The organism is Bacillus inaquosorum KCTC 13429 (assembly GCF_000332645.1).
In the GTDB taxonomy this organism is placed as follows: domain Bacteria; phylum Bacillota; class Bacilli; order Bacillales; family Bacillaceae; genus Bacillus; species Bacillus inaquosorum.
This window is the reverse complement of the sequence record NZ_AMXN01000008.1, coordinates 109834-128646: the sequence shown is the minus strand read 5'-3', so window position 1 is coordinate 128646 and position 18813 is coordinate 109834. Positions and strand designations below refer to the sequence as shown.

16 protein-coding genes and 1 other annotated feature are annotated in these 18813 nt (G+C 48.3%); of the genes, 12 read left to right on the top strand and 4 right to left on the bottom strand.

The annotated features are described in order from the left end of the window. Positions 1 to 21: 21 nt before the first annotated feature. Both BSI_RS03290 and BSI_RS03295 read left to right on the top strand, forming a co-directional pair. On the top strand, positions 22 to 297 hold the full coding sequence (locus BSI_RS03290; RefSeq protein ID WP_003241363.1) for a DUF1648 domain-containing protein: 276 nt from the start codon (positions 22 to 24) through the stop codon (positions 295 to 297). Between the two features lie 212 nt (positions 298 to 509). Beyond that, positions 510 to 1577: a branched-chain amino acid aminotransferase gene (locus tag BSI_RS03295; RefSeq protein ID WP_032732294.1), complete on the top strand. Its 1068-nt coding sequence runs from the start codon at positions 510 to 512 to the stop codon at positions 1575 to 1577. Between the two features lie 35 nt (positions 1578 to 1612). Here the strand turns inward: BSI_RS03295 and mmuP are convergent, their stop codons facing one another. The 4 genes from mmuP to BSI_RS03315 form a co-directional block, all read right to left on the bottom strand. Next, positions 1613 to 3025: an S-methylmethionine permease gene (mmuP, locus tag BSI_RS03300; protein ID WP_032732287.1), complete on the bottom strand. Its 1413-nt coding sequence runs from the start codon at positions 3023 to 3025 to the stop codon at positions 1613 to 1615. Positions 3026 to 3145: 120 nt separating this feature from the next. After that, positions 3146 to 4093: a homocysteine S-methyltransferase gene (gene mmuM, locus BSI_RS03305; protein WP_003241349.1), complete on the bottom strand. Its 948-nt coding sequence runs from the start codon at positions 4091 to 4093 to the stop codon at positions 3146 to 3148. A gap of 127 nt (positions 4094 to 4220) precedes the next feature. Continuing rightward, a complete protein-coding gene (locus tag BSI_RS03310; RefSeq protein WP_003241347.1) occupies positions 4221 to 5657 on the bottom strand; it encodes an alanine/glycine:cation symporter family protein in 1437 nt (478 codons plus the stop codon). Between the two features lie 22 nt (positions 5658 to 5679). Next, positions 5680 to 6663: a glutaminase gene (locus BSI_RS03315; protein WP_003241345.1), complete on the bottom strand. Its 984-nt coding sequence runs from the start codon at positions 6661 to 6663 to the stop codon at positions 5680 to 5682. Between the two features lie 300 nt (positions 6664 to 6963). Here BSI_RS03315 and glnK point away from each other — a divergent pair, with 300 nt between their 5' ends. The 10 genes from glnK (at position 6964) to rtpA (ending at position 18810) form a co-directional block, all read left to right on the top strand. Continuing rightward, positions 6964 to 8196: a two-component system sensor histidine kinase GlnK gene (glnK, locus tag BSI_RS03320; RefSeq protein WP_050556905.1), complete on the top strand. Its 1233-nt coding sequence runs from the start codon at positions 6964 to 6966 to the stop codon at positions 8194 to 8196. A 10-nt stretch (positions 8197 to 8206) separates the two neighbouring features. Continuing rightward, positions 8207 to 9151, top strand: a complete 945-nt coding sequence (gene glnL / locus BSI_RS03325) for a glutamine utilization two-component system response regulator GlnL (RefSeq protein ID WP_003241341.1) — start codon at positions 8207 to 8209, stop codon at positions 9149 to 9151. A 226-nt stretch (positions 9152 to 9377) separates the two neighbouring features. Beyond that, entirely contained in the window at positions 9378 to 10304 is a 927-nt protein-coding gene (gene kdgD / locus BSI_RS03330; RefSeq protein ID WP_003241339.1) for a 5-dehydro-4-deoxyglucarate dehydratase, read from the top strand. 32 nt (positions 10305 to 10336) lie between these two features. After that, positions 10337 to 11803, top strand: a complete 1467-nt coding sequence (gucD, locus tag BSI_RS03335) for an alpha-ketoglutaric semialdehyde dehydrogenase GucD (protein ID WP_032732291.1) — start codon at positions 10337 to 10339, stop codon at positions 11801 to 11803. A gap of 84 nt (positions 11804 to 11887) precedes the next feature. Further along, positions 11888 to 13255 carry a glucarate transporter GudP gene (gudP, locus tag BSI_RS03340; protein ID WP_003241335.1) on the top strand — a complete coding sequence of 456 codons (1368 nt, stop codon included), beginning with the start codon at positions 11888 to 11890 and terminating at the stop codon, positions 13253 to 13255. A 34-nt stretch (positions 13256 to 13289) separates the two neighbouring features. Continuing rightward, on the top strand, positions 13290 to 14657 hold the full coding sequence (gene gudD / locus BSI_RS03345; protein WP_003241333.1) for a glucarate dehydratase: 1368 nt from the start codon (positions 13290 to 13292) through the stop codon (positions 14655 to 14657). A 69-nt stretch (positions 14658 to 14726) separates the two neighbouring features. After that, positions 14727 to 15428 (top strand): FadR/GntR family transcriptional regulator, encoded by a 702-nt coding sequence (locus BSI_RS03350; RefSeq protein ID WP_003241331.1) that lies wholly within the window; start codon positions 14727 to 14729, stop codon positions 15426 to 15428. A gap of 93 nt (positions 15429 to 15521) precedes the next feature. Continuing rightward, positions 15522 to 17054 (top strand): galactarate dehydratase, encoded by a 1533-nt coding sequence (gene garD / locus BSI_RS03355; protein WP_003241330.1) that lies wholly within the window; start codon positions 15522 to 15524, stop codon positions 17052 to 17054. Between the two features lie 277 nt (positions 17055 to 17331). Continuing rightward, positions 17332 to 18252, top strand: a complete 921-nt coding sequence (gene mphK / locus BSI_RS03360) for a macrolide 2'-phosphotransferase MphK (protein WP_003241328.1) — start codon at positions 17332 to 17334, stop codon at positions 18250 to 18252. Positions 18253 to 18308: 56 nt separating this feature from the next. Beyond that, positions 18309 to 18555, top strand: a binding site (T-box leader). A 93-nt stretch (positions 18556 to 18648) separates the two neighbouring features. Beyond that, positions 18649 to 18810 (top strand): anti-TRAP regulator, encoded by a 162-nt coding sequence (gene rtpA, locus BSI_RS03365; protein WP_003241325.1) that lies wholly within the window; start codon positions 18649 to 18651, stop codon positions 18808 to 18810. Positions 18811 to 18813: the final 3 nt, after the last annotated feature.

The window sequence follows — 18813 nt, the reverse complement described above, 5'->3', positions numbered from 1 at the left end:
TAAGAAGGGAATGGTGGTTCTATGTTTTTATTGACGAATGGAAAAGTGCTGTGGGGGGCTGTCATTGCTGCTTTCATCCTTTCAATCGTGTTTTACCCGTTTCTGCCGGCGGAAATGCCGATTCATTATGATGGAACGAACAGTCCGGATATGACGGTTAACAAGCTGGCAGGAATAGTGATACTTCCTATTTTGATGGTGGTGTTTGCATGGGCGCAGAAGATCAATTGGCAATTTGTGATTGCGGTGTATATTTTACTGATTTGCCATATTGTCGTCCTGTATTTAGCAATCTAAATCAGACAGCCGGAATGAATCTGGCTGTTTTTCTTTTATTTCATCTTCATTTGACAATGAATGTGGTGTATAATAGCTGATGATCCTAAAGAATATTCTGAAATTTATAGGTTTGAAGCGGCGTATGATAAAAGGAGAGGCTGTATACTTTTTGCAGCTTTAAAAAGACTGAATATTTAAACAATTATGGTGTGAAAGGTGTGCTGATCAAATTGAATAAGCTTATCGAACGAGAAAAAATTGCATTTCATAAGGAAAAGCCCGACCCGTCATCCTTAGGATTCGGAAAATATTTTACAGATTATATGTTTGTGATGGATTATGAAGAGGGAATAGGCTGGCATCATCCGAGAATTGCCCCGTACGCGCCGCTTACGCTTGATCCGTCTGCATCTGTTTTTCATTACGGCCAGGCTGTCTTTGAGGGGTTAAAAGCGTACAGAACGGAAGATGGCAGGGTGCTGCTGTTCCGGCCGGATCAAAATATCAAGCGGCTGAACAGATCGTGTGAGCGCATGAGTATGCCTCCTTTAGACGAAGAGCTGGTGCTTGAGGCATTGACGCAATTAGTTGAGCTGGAGAAAGATTGGGTTCCAAAGGAAAAGGGAACGTCACTGTATATTCGTCCGTTTGTCATTGCCACAGAACCGAGTCTCGGTGTGAAGGCATCCAAAAGCTATACATTTATGATCGTGCTTTCTCCTGTCGGCTCCTATTATGGCGATCAGATGAAGCCAGTTAGAATCTACGTCGAAGATGAGTACGTTCGGGCGGTGAACGGCGGAGTCGGCAGCGCAAAAACATCCGGAAATTACGCGGCCAGCCTTCAGGCGCAGCGGAAAGCGAATGAGCTGGGCTATGACCAGGTGCTGTGGCTGGACGCCATTGAAAAGAAATACGCGGAAGAAGTAGGGAGCATGAACATTTTTTTCGTCATTAACGGGGAAGCTGTCACACCGGCTTTAAGCGGAAGTATTTTAAGCGGAGTAACACGTGCGTCTGCGATTGAACTGATTCGCAGCTGGGGCATTCCGGTTCGTGAGGAGAAAATTTCGATTGATGAGATTTATTCGGCTTCTGTACGCGGGGAATTGACAGAGGTATTCGGAACGGGCACGGCAGCGGTTGTTACGCCTGTCGGTGAACTCAATATTCATGGAAAAACGGTGATTGTAGGCGACGGACAAATCGGAGACATCTCGAAAAAGCTGTATGAAACGATAACAGATATTCAGCTTGGCAAAGTAAAAGGGCCGTTCAACTGGACGGTGGAAGTTTGAAGATGAAAAAGAACCTGCCCGGAGGCAGGTTCTTTTTATTTTGAATGAGTCATATCAGCAGTCGGCTGGCTTTTGCGGTTTTTCGCATAATACACTGCATAGCAGATGGCCATAAACGGAATGCCGCAATACAGTGCGATTCTTTGATTTGGATCAAAGGCTATGCCGATGACGGAAGCCAGGCATAACAGGAACGCGGCAATCGGCACGAACGGATACCAAGGGGTCCGGTATTTCAGATCGGCAACCTTGTTTCCCGCTTCGACATAACGTTTTCTGAACATGAATTGAGAAGCGGCGATTCCCATCCATACAACTACGACCGCAAAACCGGAAATCGATACGAGCACAACATATACAGTGTCTGGCGCAAATACGCTGGACAGCAATGACAGAATGCCGCCGATCATGCTGAACACCAGCGCGTTAAATGGGGTTCCTTTTGACGTCAGCTTTGCAAATGTCGGGTGAAGCGTTTTTTCTTTTGATAAAGACCACAGCATCCGGGAAGAAGCGTAGAGTCCGGAATTAGCCGCTGACAGGATCGCTGTCAGGATGACAAAGTTCATGATGTCGGCTGCGTACGGGACACCGACTCTGTCAAAGACAGCAACAAACGGACTTTTGATGACGCCAGCTTCTTGAATCGGAATCAGCCCTGACAGCACAAAAATCGTTCCGACAAAGAAGAGTGAGAGACGCCAGACCGTTGTTTTAATCGCTTTTGGTATCGTCTTGTCGGGATCAACGCTTTCTCCTGCGGCAATTCCGATCAGCTCAGTACCCGAAAAGGCAAAATTGACAGACAGCATCGTCATCAAAATCGGGACAAATCCATTTGGAAAGAGCCCGCCTTCCGCTGTGAAGTTGGACAGCATCGGAGCGGCTTCTCCGCCTTTGATCGGGATGATGCCGAACATGGCAGAGCCGCCTAAAAGAATAAACAATACAATGGCTAATACTTTGATGCTGGAAAACCAAAATTCTGATTCAGCGAAAAACTTGACCGAAAATGCGTTCAGCAAAAAAATGAACAGCGCAAAGACGGCGCTCCACATCCAAACGGACGTATGGGGGAACCAGCGCTGCATTAACAGGCCGGCTGCTGTGAATTCTGATCCCAATGCCACGGTCCATGTCAGCCAGTACAGCCAAGCGACCGTAAATCCGGTGCCCGGCCCTATGTATTTGGCTGCATAGGTGTGAAAGGCGCCTGTTACAGGCATGGCCACTGACAGCTCACCAAGGCACAGCATGACCAAATAGACGATTCCGGCCCCGACTAGGTAGGCGAGTATTGTTCCTGCCGGGCCTGCCTGCTGAATGGTGTAGCCAGAGCTTAAAAACAGCCCGGTTCCGATGACACCTCCTAAGGAAAGCATAAAGAGGTGCCGGCTTTTCATACTTCTCTGAAAGTTTGTCTCATTCTTGTTGTGAGCAGAGTTCATCTTTTTCCAACTTTCTATCGGCGATTTATTTCCTTCCTAATAAAAAATCTCATGTCAGCGAGTGACACGAGACTCCGGCGTACCGGCTTTTAGATAGAATATACAAACAATTCCGATAAGTCAAGTTGTTTTTAATGAGCGCGCCCAAGCCGCAATTTCTTGAATATCTTCGGGTTTTGTCCGGCAGCAGCCGCCAATCAGCTTCGCTCCTTTTTCATGCCAAGTGCTGGCGCTTGTTCCGTAAGGCTCTGCGCATGCTGCGCCGTTCCACGTTTTTGTTTCCGGATCATACTGCTCGCCTGAATTCGGGTAGACGATGATCGGTTTTGATGTCTGCTTTTTTAACTCCTCTATCAAGGAAGGGATATGCTGAAGCGGCGTGCAGTTAATGCCGAGCGCTGCAATTTGGCGGTGCTCATCAAGCCATGACGCACAGTCAGCGGCAGGTGTTCCGTCACTGATGTGCAGACCGTCTTTTGCACTGAAGCTGATCCACGTATATGTTTCAGGGAACTCCTTGAGCACCCGCACAATCGCTTTTGCTTCGGTCAGACACGGAATCGTTTCGCATGCCAAAACATCAGCTCCGGCTTCGATCAGCGCTTTCATGCGGGGGCGATGAAATTCAACCAGTTCATCCTCTGAGATTCCGTAGTTGCCGCGATACTCAGAGCCGTCCGCAAGATAAGCGCCATAAGGGCCTACAGAAGCCGCAATAATCGGTTTTGGCCGATTCAGACGGTTTTCTCCAACCGCCCAAAATTCATCACGTGCTTCAGCTGCGATGGTGACGGACATCTCGATGAGCCGGCGTGCTTCCGCTTCGCTCAGCCCGCGTGCGGCAAAGCCCTCAAACGTAGACTGATAGCTGGCGGTAATCGCACAGTCAGCGCCTGCCGCGAAATAATCAGTATGAACTTGTTTAATCAGGTTCGGCTCTTCCAGCAGAATTTTTGCCGACCAGAGACTGTCGTTCAAATCACAGCCCTTGCGTTCAAGCTCGGTTGCCATTGCGCCGTCTAATACGATGAGCGGGTATGTATCAAGAATGTGTTGGATAGGATTCATAGAATGTACCGATGCCTTCTTTCAGATTTTTTTGAAAAAGATATGAAAATCGTAATGGACGCTTACATGTTTGTCAATAAACGAACAAGAGAAAGGTGTTCAGCCCGTATGTCTGAACACCCTTTTTTTATGATATTTGTTTGTTGTGTGTGTCAGCCTTTGTGTCAGAAAGCGGCCAGCACTCAATGCCATTATGGTTTTTGAGTACATCTTTATAAAAGACCGGATCTTTGCCTGCTTTTTTCTGGCGTGTATAGTCTTTCAGCGCCGTAAAAACGACCTTGGATAATAAGAAGATCGCGATTAAATTCACGACGACCATCAAGCCCATGAACAAATCAGCCAGATCCCATACGAGCTGAACTTTGGCAACACAGCCAAACACAATCATCGCCAGCACGCCGATACGGTAGATAAAAATCAGTTTTTTGCTTTTATTCAAAAAGCCGATATTGGTTTCGCCATAATAATAGTTTCCGATTAAAGCACAGAATCCGAATAACAAAATCAGAATGGCGAGAAAGCCTGATGCCCACGATCCGACATGGGCGCTGAGAGAGGCTTGAGTTAGCGCGATTCCGCTCAGTCCCGGAGTATGGTAGGCATCTGAAAACAGAATGATAAAGGCGGTGCTTGTACAAATGACCAGCGTATCAGTAAGCACACCAAAAGCTTGAATCAGCCCCTGTTTGACAGGATGGCTTGTTGTTGCGGTGGCAGCGGCATTCGGTGCGCTTCCCATTCCCGCTTCGTTTGAAAAGATTCCCCGTCTGACGCCTTGCATTAACGCTGCTCCCAAGGCGCCGCCAGCGGCCTGGTCAAAACCAAATGCGTTTTTCACGATAAGCGCAAGCACGTCTGGCAACTGTGTAATGTTGGTGAAAATCACGAAAAACGCAACTCCGATATACAGGACAGCCAATACGACGACAATGGATTCAGCCAGCTTCGCAATGCGTTTTACACCGCCGAAAATAATCGTGCCGAACACAGCAATTAAAATGAGTCCCAAAGTCAGGCGGTTTGTGCCGAACGCGTTTTCGAAGGCGAGGCTGACTGTATTTGATTGAACTGAGTTAAAGACGATACCGAACGATAAGGTGATTAATACGGCAAACAGCGCGCCCATCCACCTTTTGTTCAGCCCTTTTTCCATGTAATAAGCCGGCCCGCCGCGGAAGCCGTTTACATCTTTTACTTTATAAATCTGAGCCAGTGTGCTTTCCACAAAGCTTGATGCTGATCCGATAATGGCGATAATCCACATCCAGAAGATTGCACCGGGCCCGCCGAGCGCAATAGCGATGGCAATGCCCGTAATATTTCCCGTGCCGACACGGGCTGCCATGCTGATGCAAAAGGCTTGAAACGGAGAAATGCTGTTTTTCGACCGAGAAGCAGCTCCTTCTCTTAACACTCTCACCATTTCCTTCAGCATGCGAACCTGCAAAAACTTAAGCCTGAACGTAAAATAGATTCCCAGAGAAAGGAGCAATACAATTAATAGCTTTGACCATAAAAGATCATTTGCGATACCGACGATATGTTCCAGGATTTGCTGCATACAATCACCTCTTTTTTAATGTTTAAAAAATGCTGAGCTCCCACTCCTGCGCCATATGTTTCAGCAGCATACCGCCAGTAAGGCTGTTGCCATATTCGTCAATAGCCGGCCCGTAAATGCCGATGCCGCATCCAGATTGAAAAGGCTGTTCTCTTCTGGCACTTGGAGGAACGAGAGCCATGATGCCGCCGGAGACGCCGCTTTTGGCCGGCACGCCGACAAACGCCGCATATTTGCCTGAAGCGTTATACATGCCGCACGTCAGCATTAACGCCTTGGCCAACTTTGCCACGTCCTTTGGAATCACTTGCTGGCGGCGAATCGGATGATAGCCGTCATGGGCAAGGATCAGGCCGATCAATGCAATGTCTTCTGTGGTACTCTCCATGGCGCATTGCTTCAAGTAAACCTCAAGCGTTTCTTCTACATCTGCTTCTAAAAAGTTTGTTTCTTTTAAATAGTAGGCCAGCGCTCTGTTGCGGTGGGCGGTTTCCCATTCTGACTGGAACACTTCCTCATGAATTCTTGGCCGCTTTCCTATTAAGGTTTCCATCACCGAGTAAAGAAACTCGAGCTTATCGTGTGCCGACTCACCCGGAAGAAGCGATGCGATGGTAAGGGCACCCGCGTTGATCATAGGATTAAACGGCTTTCCCGGCTTGTTGATTTCGAGCCGAATGATTGAATTAAAGGCATCACCTGTCGGCTCGACATCTACGCGGTCCAGCACATAGGGAATGCCGCGGCTCATGCAGGCGGCGATAAAGCTGATCACTTTTGAAATGCTTTGCAGGGTAAAAGGGACGTTCCAATCGCCGGCATGTATCATTGTTCCGTCAGGCTCCAATATACAAATGCCGAGCTGTGAGTCATTGACTTTTCCTAAAGCGGGGATATAGTTTGCACTTTGTCCATTGGCGGCAAAGGGGCGATAGTGCTCAACCCAATGATGCAGCTGTGACGCCGGGTCTATTTCTATTTGGGGCTCTTTTATCAATTCTTTCATCGAATTCCTCCTCACTGTTTTTCTTCTTTAAGGACTGAGGTTTATCAAAACGAAGGCTGAAGGGGCATTAAACGCTTTCATAAAAGCGGAAGGTATATTTACTGTATAATGACGACTACAGAATCATACAAAATACGACAAAAATATTTTGAAAATAAGCCGTAAGATTTATAAAAAGCTCATGTTCTGGGTCAAAAGAAATTTGCAGGTTTTCTGCTGTTTCCCCAAAATAGAAGCGAGGATGTGATCATCATAAAACTGGAACGTTTTTTTGAAAAAGATGGATATATACTGGCTCTCATGCTGATTACAGTGCCGCTGGCCGGTGAACTGAAATTTTATCCCCTTAATGAAGAGTTCCGGATCAGCTTTGGCGCACCGGTTTTTTTCTTCTTCTTATCGCTGCTGCGGCAAGTGCCCGCTGTGCTGCCGGGTTTTTTGACTGGAGCGGCAGTTTTCATCTTTCGCGTCTTTCTGGGATTATGGGGCGGGGGACATGATGGACTGGCTCCAATTCTGTATGACCAAGCGTCTGGCTTTTTCTTTTATATGACTTACGCCTGTCTGTTTTACGTATTGAAGGCTAATCGTTTTCGGGAACGGCCGGTTATGCTCGGTTTCATCGGGTTTATGATTGAAATTGTGTCAGATTGTGTCGAGCTGGCTGTTCAGTTTCTCATTTTCCATACGGTTGTGACGCCTGAGAAAATCACAGACATTGCGGTGATCGCAATTTCTCACACATTTATCGTCATGAGCTTTTACAGTGTGCTGAAGCTGTATGAAACGCAATCGAGAGAAAAACAGACAAGGCGGCAGCATGAGCACATGCTAATGATCGTTTCGAATTTATATGAAGAAACGGTGCATTTAAAAAAGACATTGAAGACGACAGAGCAAGTGACGAATGATTCGTATCAGCTCTATCGGGAAGTGAAGGGCAAGGATGAACAGCTCAGCGGCAGAATCCTGAGGCTGGCCGGGGAGATTCATGAAGTGAAAAAGGACAACCAGCGGATATTTGCAGGGCTTTCAAAACTGATTTCGAATGAGAGCTTGCGAGATTATATGAGGGCTTCTGATTTGCTGCAGCTTGTGATTCGAATGAATGAAAAGTACGCTGAATCACTTGGGAAGCAGATTGATTTTCACTGCTCGATAGAAGGGGAGCATGACGATTATCACGTATTTATCGTGCTTTCGATCATTAATAATCTAACGGCAAATGCGGTAGAGGCAATGGGAGAAGAGGGAATGATCAGCCTGAGGCTCCATAAGCCAAATGAGAGTATGGTAGAATTCCAGGTGGAAGACAATGGCCCCGGCATTTCTGAGAAAATCGGAGACATTGTGTTTGACCCGGGCTTTACTTCAAAATATGACGAATTTGGCACGCCTTCTACCGGAATCGGACTTTCCTACGTGAAGGAAATCGTGACAGAGCTAGAAGGAGATATCAGGTTCGATAATCAGCAGCGGGGAGTGGTGTTTGCTATCAGGCTGCCTGTCCGGCATTTGATTCAGAAAGGGTGAACCGAAAGCTATGCGTTTTTTTATCGCTGATGATGACCGTGCGGTACGGTCGATTTTAAGACAGATCATTGAGGATGAGGATCTGGGGGAAGCTGCTGGTGAAGCAGAAGACGGAAGCCAGGTGGAAGGTCATATGCTGCAATTTAAGCAGATTGATATTTTATTAATCGATCTGTTAATGCCCGGACGGGACGGCATTGAAACGATTCGCCAGCTTCAGGATACGTACTCCGGAAAGATCGTGATGATCTCTCAAGTGGAAGCGAAGGAAATGGTCGGAGAAGCATACTCGCTCGGCATCGAATATTTTATCCATAAGCCAATTAACCGCATTGAAATTGTCACGGTTCTCCAAAAGGTGAAGGAACGGATCGAGCTTGAGCACTCGATTGGGGATATTCAGCACTCTCTGAGCCGGCTTGTCAACCGGACTGAACGGAAAGCGCGTCCTCAGCAGAAGAGTGACAGCGGCTTAAAAGAAGCAGGAACATTCCTGTTGTCCGAGCTTGGCATGATGGGGGAAGGCGGCGCTCATGATCTCATGGCGGTGCTGCAGTATTTAGCAGAACATGAGCAATCTGAGCCGTACGAAAAACATATCCCTTCGCTAAAACAGATCTTCATCCAAGTATCGGAACGGAAGCTGGGCGCAGGAGCATCCCAAACGGAAGTCAATCGCGAAATGAAAGCCTCGGAGCAGCGCATCCGCAGAGCAATTATCCATTCGCTGCACCATTTTGCTTCATTAGGCACAACGGATTTTTCCAATCCGAAATTTGAAACCTATGCATCGAAATTCTTTGATTTTCCGGTTGTCAGCCAGAAAATGAAAGAACTCCAATCAAAGGATGCAAAACCTCTCGCCCCTGCAAGAGTGAATATGAAAAAATTCATCCACGTATTCTTTTTGGAAGCGAAGCTTTTGCACGAGACGATGAAACAAAGGAGCATGTAAACCAAAACAGCCGGCAGTACCGGCTGTTTTTTTGTTATGCAGAACCCCGGCCAGACAGCGTTTTTCCTGGGTTCTGAAAAATATCAGAAAATAAAGATATTGACTTATTGTTTATTTGTCTTACAATAAAACAAAAGGATATAGGGAAGGAGCGGATATGAAAGAAAAAATAATAAAAGCGCTTTCAGTCAGGGGCTGTATATCCAAATAACAGGAGGTTATGTTGATGAGCCGTATCAGAAAAGCACCCGCTGGAATTTTAGGTTTTCCGGTTGCACCTTTTAATACACAAGGAAAACTGGAGGAAGAAGCTCTTTTTCAAAACATTGAATTTTTGCTGGAAGAAGGCTTGGAAGCGATTTTTATCGCTTGCGGGTCTGGTGAATTTCAATCTCTCAGCCAAAAAGAATACGAGCAAATGGTGGAAGTCGCAGTCTCGGCAGCCGGAGGAAAGGTGCCGGTTTACACGGGGGTGGGCGGCAACCTCAGCACAGCGCTGGACTGGGCGCAGCTGTCGGAGAAAAAAGGCGCCGACGGGTATTTGATCCTGCCTCCGTATTTGGTGCATGGCGAACAGGAGGGGCTGTATCAGTATGCGAAAACGATTATTGAAAGCACCGATTTGAATGCGATTCTTTATCAGCGCGATAACGCGGTTCTCTCTCTTGAACAGATCAAGCGGCTGACCGAATGTGAACAGCTTGTCGGTGTGAAGGACGGGGTGGGGAACATGGATTTGAATATTAACCTCGTCTATACGCTCGGCGACCGCTTAGGATGGCTCAACGGAATGCCGATGGCTGAAGTGACGATGCCAGCTTATCTGCCGATCGGGTTTCACTCCTATTCCTCAGCGATTTCAAATTATATTCCGCATATTTCCCGGATGTTCTATGATGCATTGAAAAATGGAAACGACGAGCTTGTGAAGGAGCTCTATCAGCATGTGATTCTCCCGATCAACGACATTCGCAAACAACGAAAAGGATATGCCGTATCTTTGATTAAAGCGGGCATGGAGATCATGGGATTGAATGTGAGAAACACAGCCAGACCGCCTGTCGGCCCGGTTGAAAAAGATCACTATCAGCAATTAGAAGCGATTCTGAAGCAGGCGGCGGATCGTTTTCCGAAAAAAGCCGCGACGGTTTGATGAACAGAAAAAATATGAAAGGGGCAATGGGCATGTCTGTGATCACGGAACAAAACACGTATCTCAACTTTATTAACGGAGAGTGGGTTAAGTCTCAATCAGGCGATATGGTCAAGGTTGTAAACCCTGCGGATGTAAACGATATTGTCGGCTATGTACAGAATTCAACAGCTGAAGATGTGGAACGGGCTGTCGCCGCCGCCAATGAAGCCAAAACGGCTTGGAGAAAGCTGACGGGGGCCGAGCGGGGCCAATTTTTATACAAAACAGCGGATATTATGGAGCAGCGCTTGGAAGACATCGCCGCCTGCGCAACACGTGAGATGGGAAAAACACTGCCGGAAGCGAAAGGGGAAACAGCCCGCGGGATTGCCATTCTTCGCTATTACGCCGGAGAAGGCATGCGCAAAACGGGTGACGTTATTCCGTCTACTGACAAAGACGCGCTCATGTTTACCACACGTGTTCCGCTCGGTGTGGTCGGCGTGATTTCTCCGTGGAACTTCCCGGTGGCGATTCCGATTTGGAAAATGGCCCCGGCATTGGTGTATGGCAATACCGTTGTCATCAAACCGGCGACAGAAACAGCCGTGACATGCGCGAAAATCATTGCTTGCTTTGAAGAAGCGGGGCTCCCGGCAGGAGTCATCAATTTGGTGACAGGCCCAGGTTCTGTTGTCGGGCAGGGGCTTGCTGAGCATGATGGGGTAAACGCTGTTACGTTTACCGGTTCCAATCAAGTCGGAAAAATCATCGGGCAGGCCGCTTTAGCGAGAGGAGCCAAATATCAGCTTGAAATGGGCGGCAAAAACCCGGTCATCGTAGCCGATGACGCTGACCTTGAAGCTGCGGCCGAAGCTGTCATTACGGGTGCCTTCCGTTCAACCGGCCAGAAGTGCACCGCGACAAGCCGCGTCATCGTGCAAAGCGGAATTTACGAGCGCTTTAAAGAAAAACTGCTCCAGCACACAAAGGATATTACGATTGGAGACAGCTTAAAAGAGGATGTCTGGATGGGACCGATCGCCAGCAAGAGTCAGCTTGATAATTGCCTGTCGTACATTGAGAAAGGCAAACAGGAGGGCGCTTCCCTTTTGATCGGAGGAGAAAAGCTGGAGGATGGAAAGTATCAAAACGGCTATTATGTTCAGCCTGCCATCTTTGACAATGTGACATCTGAGATGACGATTGCCCAAGAGGAGATTTTCGGCCCGGTGATCGCCTTGATCAAGGTGGACTCGATGGAGGAGGCGCTGGACATCGCCAATGATGTGAAGTTCGGCTTAAGTGCATCCATTTTCACGCAAAACATCGGCCGAATGCTTTCATTCGTTGATGAAATTGACGCCGGGCTAGTCCGGATTAACGCAGAAAGCGCGGGTGTTGAGCTTCAGGCGCCTTTTGGCGGCATGAAGCAGTCGAGCTCCCACTCCCGCGAACAGGGTGAGGCGGCGAAGGACTTTTTCACTGCGATCAAAACCGTTTTTGTGAAGCCGTAATGGTGCTGGAAAGAGGCGGACGTCTCTTTCCCAGCTTTATCACAGCCAGCATATGATTCTCTACTTTGAAAAGGAGAAGATACTATGAAAAAAGACTATGCGAATGTTTCACCGGCGGGCAAAAAAACGTCTGTACGCTGGTTCATCGTTTTTATGCTGTTTCTTGTGACCTCTATTAACTACGCGGATCGGGCCACGCTTTCCATCACCGGAGATTCCGTCCAGCATGATCTGGGATTGGACTCGGTCGCTATGGGCTATGTCTTTTCTGCTTTTGGCTGGGCCTATGTCATCGGGCAGCTTCCGGGCGGCTGGCTGCTGGACCGCTTTGGTTCAAAGACTGTTATTGCATTAAGCATCTTTTTCTGGTCGTTTTTTACGCTGCTGCAAGGGGCGATTGGTTTTTTCTCCGCCGGCACAGCGATTATCCTGCTGTTTGCACTGCGTTTTCTGGTAGGCTTGTCCGAAGCGCCTTCATTTCCCGGAAACGGCAGAGTTGTTGCCTCATGGTTCCCAAGCTCCGAGCGCGGGACAGCTTCAGCCTTTTTTAATTCAGCTCAATACTTCGCAATCGTCATTTTTTCTCCTTTAATGGGCTGGCTCACCCACTCTTTCGGCTGGCATTCCGTCTTCGTTGTCATGGGTGCCGCTGGCATTCTTCTGGCTGTCATCTGGCTAAAAACGGTGTATGAACCGAAAAAACATCCGAAGGTCAACGAAGCTGAGCTTGCTTATATCGAACAGGGCGGCGGGCTGATTTCCATGGATGACAGCAAAAGCAAGCAAGAAACAGAATCGAAATGGCCTTATATCAAACAGCTGTTAACGAACCGCATGCTGATTGGCGTGTACATCGCGCAATATTGCATTACAACTCTCACCTATTTCTTTCTCACATGGTTTCCGGTATATTTGGTTCAAGCCCGCGGCATGTCCATCCTTGAAGCAGGGTTTGTCGCTTCCCTGCCGGCGCTATGCGGTTTTGCCGGCGGTGTGCTTGGGGGCATTGTGTCAGACATCTTACTCAAAAAAGGCCGTTCGCTCACCTTTGCAAGAAAAGTGCCGATCATTATCGGCATGCTGCTGTCTTGCAGTATGATTGTCTGCAACTACACGGATTCAGCGTGGCTCGTCGTTGTTATTATGTCACTCGCGTTTTTCGGAAAAGGCTTCGGCGCACTGGGATGGGCTGTCGTGTCGGACACGTCTCCGAAAGAGTGTGCAGGATTAAGCGGCGGTTTGTTCAACACTTTCGGAAATATTGCCTCGATTACCACACCGATTATTATCGGCTACATCGTGAATGCCACAGGATCTTTTAATGGCGCGCTCGTGTTTGTCGGTGCTAACGCGATTGCGGCGATCCTCAGCTACTTGCTGCTGGTCGGGCCGATCAAACGGGTCGTGTTAAAGAAACAAGAGCAAGACCCCGATCAATCATTGCCTGTCTAATATTTATGAAAGCGCTTTATAAGGAGGAGAAAACATGAGTTCACCAATACAAGAGCAGGTTCAAAAGGAAAAGAGAGCGAATATTCCTTCAATTCGTGAGATGAAGGTGATCCCTGTTGCGGGACATGACAGCATGCTGCTGAATCTGAGCGGCGCACACAGCCCGTTTTTCACCCGGAATATCGTGATCTTAACCGACAGCAGCGGAAATCAGGGAGTCGGCGAGGTACCTGGCGGAGAACACATCCGCCGCACACTGGAGCTGGCAGAGCCGCTTGTTGTGGGAAAATCCATTGGTGCGTACCAGTCGATATTGCAAACGGTCAGAAAGCAGTTTGCCGATCAGGACAGGGGAGGACGCGGAATCCAGACGTTTGATTTGCGTACCACGGTCCACGCCGTTACAGCGCTGGAAGCGGCTTTGTTAGATTTGCTTGGAAAGTTTCTTCAGGAACCGGTCGCGGCTTTGCTCGGCGAAGGGAAGCAGCGTGATGAAGTAAAAATGCTCGGCTACCTCTTTTACATCGGCGATCGAAAGCGGACGACCCTGCCGTATCAAAGCGATGAGCAGTCAGATTGTGCGTGGTTTCGTCTCCGCCATGAGGAAGCGCTGACGCCGGAGGCAATAGTACGTCTTGCCGAATCCGCACAGGAGCGCTATGGCTTTCAGGATTTCAAGCTGAAAGGCGGGGTGCTGTCAGGAGAGGATGAAATTGAAGCTGTCACCGCATTATCAAAACGTTTTCCGGAGGCAAGGATCACCCTTGATCCGAACGGGGCGTGGTCATTAGAGGAAGCCATTGCATTATGCAAAGGAAAGCATGATGTGCTCGCGTATGCGGAAGACCCGTGCGGAGATGAGAATGGCTACTCCGCCCGTGAAGTGATGGCTGAATTCCGCCGTGCGACAGGGCTACCGACTGCGACAAATATGATTGCGACCGACTGGCGGGAAATGGGTCACGCGATTCAGCTTCATGCGGTGGATATCCCGCTGGCTGATCCTCATTTCTGGACGATGCAGGGTTCGGTGCGGGTTGCGCAAATGTGCCATGATTGGGGTTTGACATGGGGCTCCCACTCCAACAACCACTTTGATATCTCCCTTGCGATGTTTACCCATGTAGCAGCAGCGGCTCCGGGGCGCATCACGGCGATTGATACCCATTGGATCTGGCAGGACGGGCAGCGTTTAACGAAACAGCCTTTTGAGATTGCTGATGGCTGTGTCAAGGTGCCAAATAAGCCCGGTCTTGGCGTCGACATTGATATGGAACAAGTCGAAAAAGCGCATGATCTCTATCGAAAAATGAATTTAGGCGCACGAAATGACGCGATCCCTATGCAGTTTCTGATCAGCAACTGGGAGTTCGACCGGAAACGCCCGTGTCTTGTGCGATAAGTTTGATTGTAAATATTGTCATACCGGCTATTTTGTCTTACAATTGAACAACTGAAGGGAGAGTTGTTCGTGTACGAAGGTTTAGAAGATCTGAAAGTCGATACAGTCAATCGGAAAACATTAGCCAAGCAAGTCATTGAACGGATTGTCCATTTATTGTCGAGCGGACAGTTAAAGGCCGGAGACAAATTGCCGACAGAAATGGAACTGATGGACATTTTGCATGTCAGCAGGCCCGTGCTTCGGGAGGCGCTGAGTTCACTAGAAACACTTGGTGTGATTACGAGAAAAACCCGCGGCGGCACGTATTTCAACGATAAAATCGGCATGCAGCCATTTTCCGTCATGCTTGCCTTGGCGACTGATAATCTTCCGGCGATCATTGAAGCGCGGATGGCGTTAGAACTCGGACTCGTGACGATTGCCGCGGAAAAAATCAATGAGGATGAACTTCAGCGTTTGCAGAAAACGATCGACGACATCGCCAACAGCACTGACAATCTTTATGGTGAAGCAGATAAAGAATTCCATCGAATTATTGCGTTAAGTGCCAATAATCCCGTTGTCGAAGGGATGATTCAATCCCTGCTGATCACCCATGCGAAAATTGACAGCCAGATTCCGTACAGGGAGAGGGATGTAACGGTTGAATATCATAAAAAAATCTACGACGCTCTTGCCAAAAGAGACCCTTACAAAGCGCATTACCACATGTATGAGCATCTGAAATTTGTCCGTGACAAAATTCTGATGGGCATGGATGATCAATAATTGTTGAGACAGCCGCAGTTGAAACGTAAGATCTGCGGCTTTTTTTGAACCGATTTAGAAAACGCTTACTATGATATGAGGAGTGATTTTCTTATGGCGATGAACCTCAGGCAGAACCAAGCGCCCCTTTACATCAAAGTGAATGAAACAGATAACACGGCGATTATTGTCAATGATGGAGGGCTGCCAAAAGGCACTGTGTTTTCATGCGGGCTCGTACTTGAAGAGGATGTCCCTCAAGGCCATAAGGTCGCCTTAACCGATCTCAATCAAGGGGATGAGATTGTGCGTTACGGAGAGGTGATCGGATTTGCTGATGAGACGATCAAATGCGGGAGCTGGATTCGGGGAGCCCTGGTAAGAATGCCCGCTCCTCCGGCTTTAGACGATCTTCCTCTCGCAAACAGAGTGCCCAAACCGCTGCCGCCTCTTGAAGGATACACGTTTGAAGGGTATCGGAATGCGGACGGCAGTGCCGGGACGAAAAATATACTCGGTATCACCACAAGTGTTCAATGTGTCGTTGGCGTTTTGGATTATGCGGTCAAACGGATAAAAGAAGAGCTGCTGCCGAAATATCCAAATGTCGATAATGTCGTGCCGCTGCATCATCAATACGGATGCGGTGTGGCCATCAATGCGCCGGACGCTGTCATTCCGATTCGCACGATTCAAAATCTGGCGAAACACCCGAACTTCGGTGGGGAAGTGATGGTGATCGGATTGGGATGTGAAAAGCTCCTCCCGGCAAGAATTGCGCCTCGGAATCATGATGATATCCTATCACTCCAAGATCACAAAGGTTTTGCGGCGATGATTCAATCCATTTTGGAAATGGCGGAGGAACGGCTAATCAGGCTAAACAGCAGAACCCGTGTGACCTGCCCTGCTTCTGATCTGGTCATCGGAATGCAATGCGGCGGCAGTGATGCGTTTTCTGGCGTGACGGCGAATCCTGCGGTGGGGTATGCGGCTGATTTATTGGTTCGCGCAGGGGCAACGGTTTTGTTTTCTGAAGTGACAGAGGTGCGGGATGCAATTCATTTATTAACGCCTCGGGCTGTCAGTGAAGAGGTCGGACATTCGCTGATCGAAGAAATGAAGTGGTATGACAGCTATCTCCGGCGGGGGGAAGCAGACCGAAGCGCGAACCCATCGCCAGGCAATAAAAAAGGCGGATTATCCAATGTGGTGGAAAAAGCGTTAGGCTCGGTAGCGAAATCAGGCACAAGCCCCATCTCCGGCGTGCTCGGCCCAGGTGAAAAGGCAGAGCAAAAAGGCCTGCTGTTCGCGGCGACACCGGCAAGCGATTTTGTGTGCGGTACCCTGCAGCTGGCGGCGGGCATGAATCTCCAAGTCTTTACAACAGGAAGAGGAACACCGTACGGCTTGTCCGCTGCACCAGTGCTGAAAGTATCGACACGGCATTCATTATCAGAGCATTGGGCGGATTTAATCGATATCAATGCCGGGCGAATCGCAACAGGGGAGGCCAGTATTGAAGACGTAGGCTGGGAGATCTTCAGGACGATTCTGGATGTGGCAAGCGGCCGCAAACAAACGTGGGCGGACCGTTGGGGCCTTCATAATGATTTGTGCTTGTTTAATCCTGCTCCAGTGACTTGATTCATTGTTCTAGTAGATCAAATTTGGAATATGATGTAAAATGGAAATCGACGTACAAAGAACGGAGGGGTTACAGCATGGCATTCATTAGATTCCGATTGACACGAATTCAATAGTGAACGACTCTCGCCTGAATGCGGAGAATCGGGATGGATCTGCCTATGTATAAGCCCTTATATCGTAATAAAAAGAGGGTGGCAATGCTGCCCTCTTTTTTGCGCCTTCAAAACATCCCTTCTCTCTAACGACAGGCGGAGCATGAGAAAGGGGAAAACAGATGACAAACCAGAACGACATGCAGCTGATCACAGAGACTGTCGCGCTTGCACGCAATCAAGGTTTGGCGGTTCACTCTGAAAACGCGAAATTAAATGAAACTGGAATGGATTTTCAAGTTGTATTCGTCGAGGACGATACAGGTATGCCATGGGTGCTGCGAAAACCGCGGCGAAGTGATGTTGTTGAAAGAGCAGCTTCAGAAGGCAGAACGCTTGCCTTTCTCCGCACGGTTCTTACAGCTGATGTGCCAGATTGGAAAATTCATACACCTGAATTGATTGCTTACCCAATGTTAAAAGGAACGCCAGCTGCTGGGATTGATTTGGAACAGAAACAGTATGTATGGAATATGAATCATCAGCCGCCGTCAGACCATTTTATACGGACACTTGCCGGGATACTGGCTGAATTACATGGAGTGAACCCAGCAGACGCTTGCCAATCCGGTATAAAAGTGATGAGTCCGGAAGAAGTCAGGCGAAACACAGTTGAATCTATGGATGACGTAAAGAACAAGCTTGGAGTGTCTGAACAGCTTTGGCAAAGATGGCAAACGTGGATAAATGATGATGCATATTGGCCGGGATTTTCCGCACTGATACACGGCGATCTCCACCCGGCGCATATTTTGATTGGCCAAAACGAACATGTCACAGGCCTTCTGGATTGGACAGAATCCAAAGTCGCTGATCCGGCAAAAGATTTTATCTTTTATCAAATGCTGTTTGGGGAAGAGGAAACCGCCCGTTTGCTTGAATACTATCGTCAAGCAGGCGGCCGCATATGGGCAAAAATGCAGGAACACATCGCAGAGATGCAGGCGGCATATCCGCTGGAAGTTGCCAAGTTTGCTCTGCAGACACAGCAGGAGGAGCACATCAATATGGCGCTGGAAGCACTCGGCGTAAAATCGGATTAAGAATTGACTTCTTTAAATTAACCGAGTATTATAAATTTTACTAACAAAAGAACGGATCAACAATCGTGAGGAAGAGTAAGTACGTATCAGTGTGGAGGTTCAGAGAGTCGGTGGCAGGTGTGAACCGACCCTCCCCTGATGCCGAATGGGCTTCTGAATTGCTTTGCTGAACGGATAGTAGGCGATGCCGGGATTCTCTCCCCGTTACCAAGAGAGGAGTATCGAAACGGATGTTTTCTGTACTGAGAGTGAACGGCGTATAGCTGTTAATAAAGGTGGTACCGCGAGACCCTCGTCCTTTGCATAGGACGGGGGTTTTTTGTGTCTTAAAGGAGGTGACGGCCAATGGATGATGGCTGGTGGTGCATAACAGAAAATAGGAAAGGAGGATGTCAAATGGTCATTGCAACTGATGATCTTGAGGTCGCATGCCCTGAGTGTGAAAGAGCAGGAGAAATCGAAGGCAGCCCATGTCCAGCTTGCGGCGGGAAGGGTGTCATTCTGACGGCTCAAGGAAATACGCTTCTGGATTTTATACAAAAGCATTTGAACAAGTAAAGG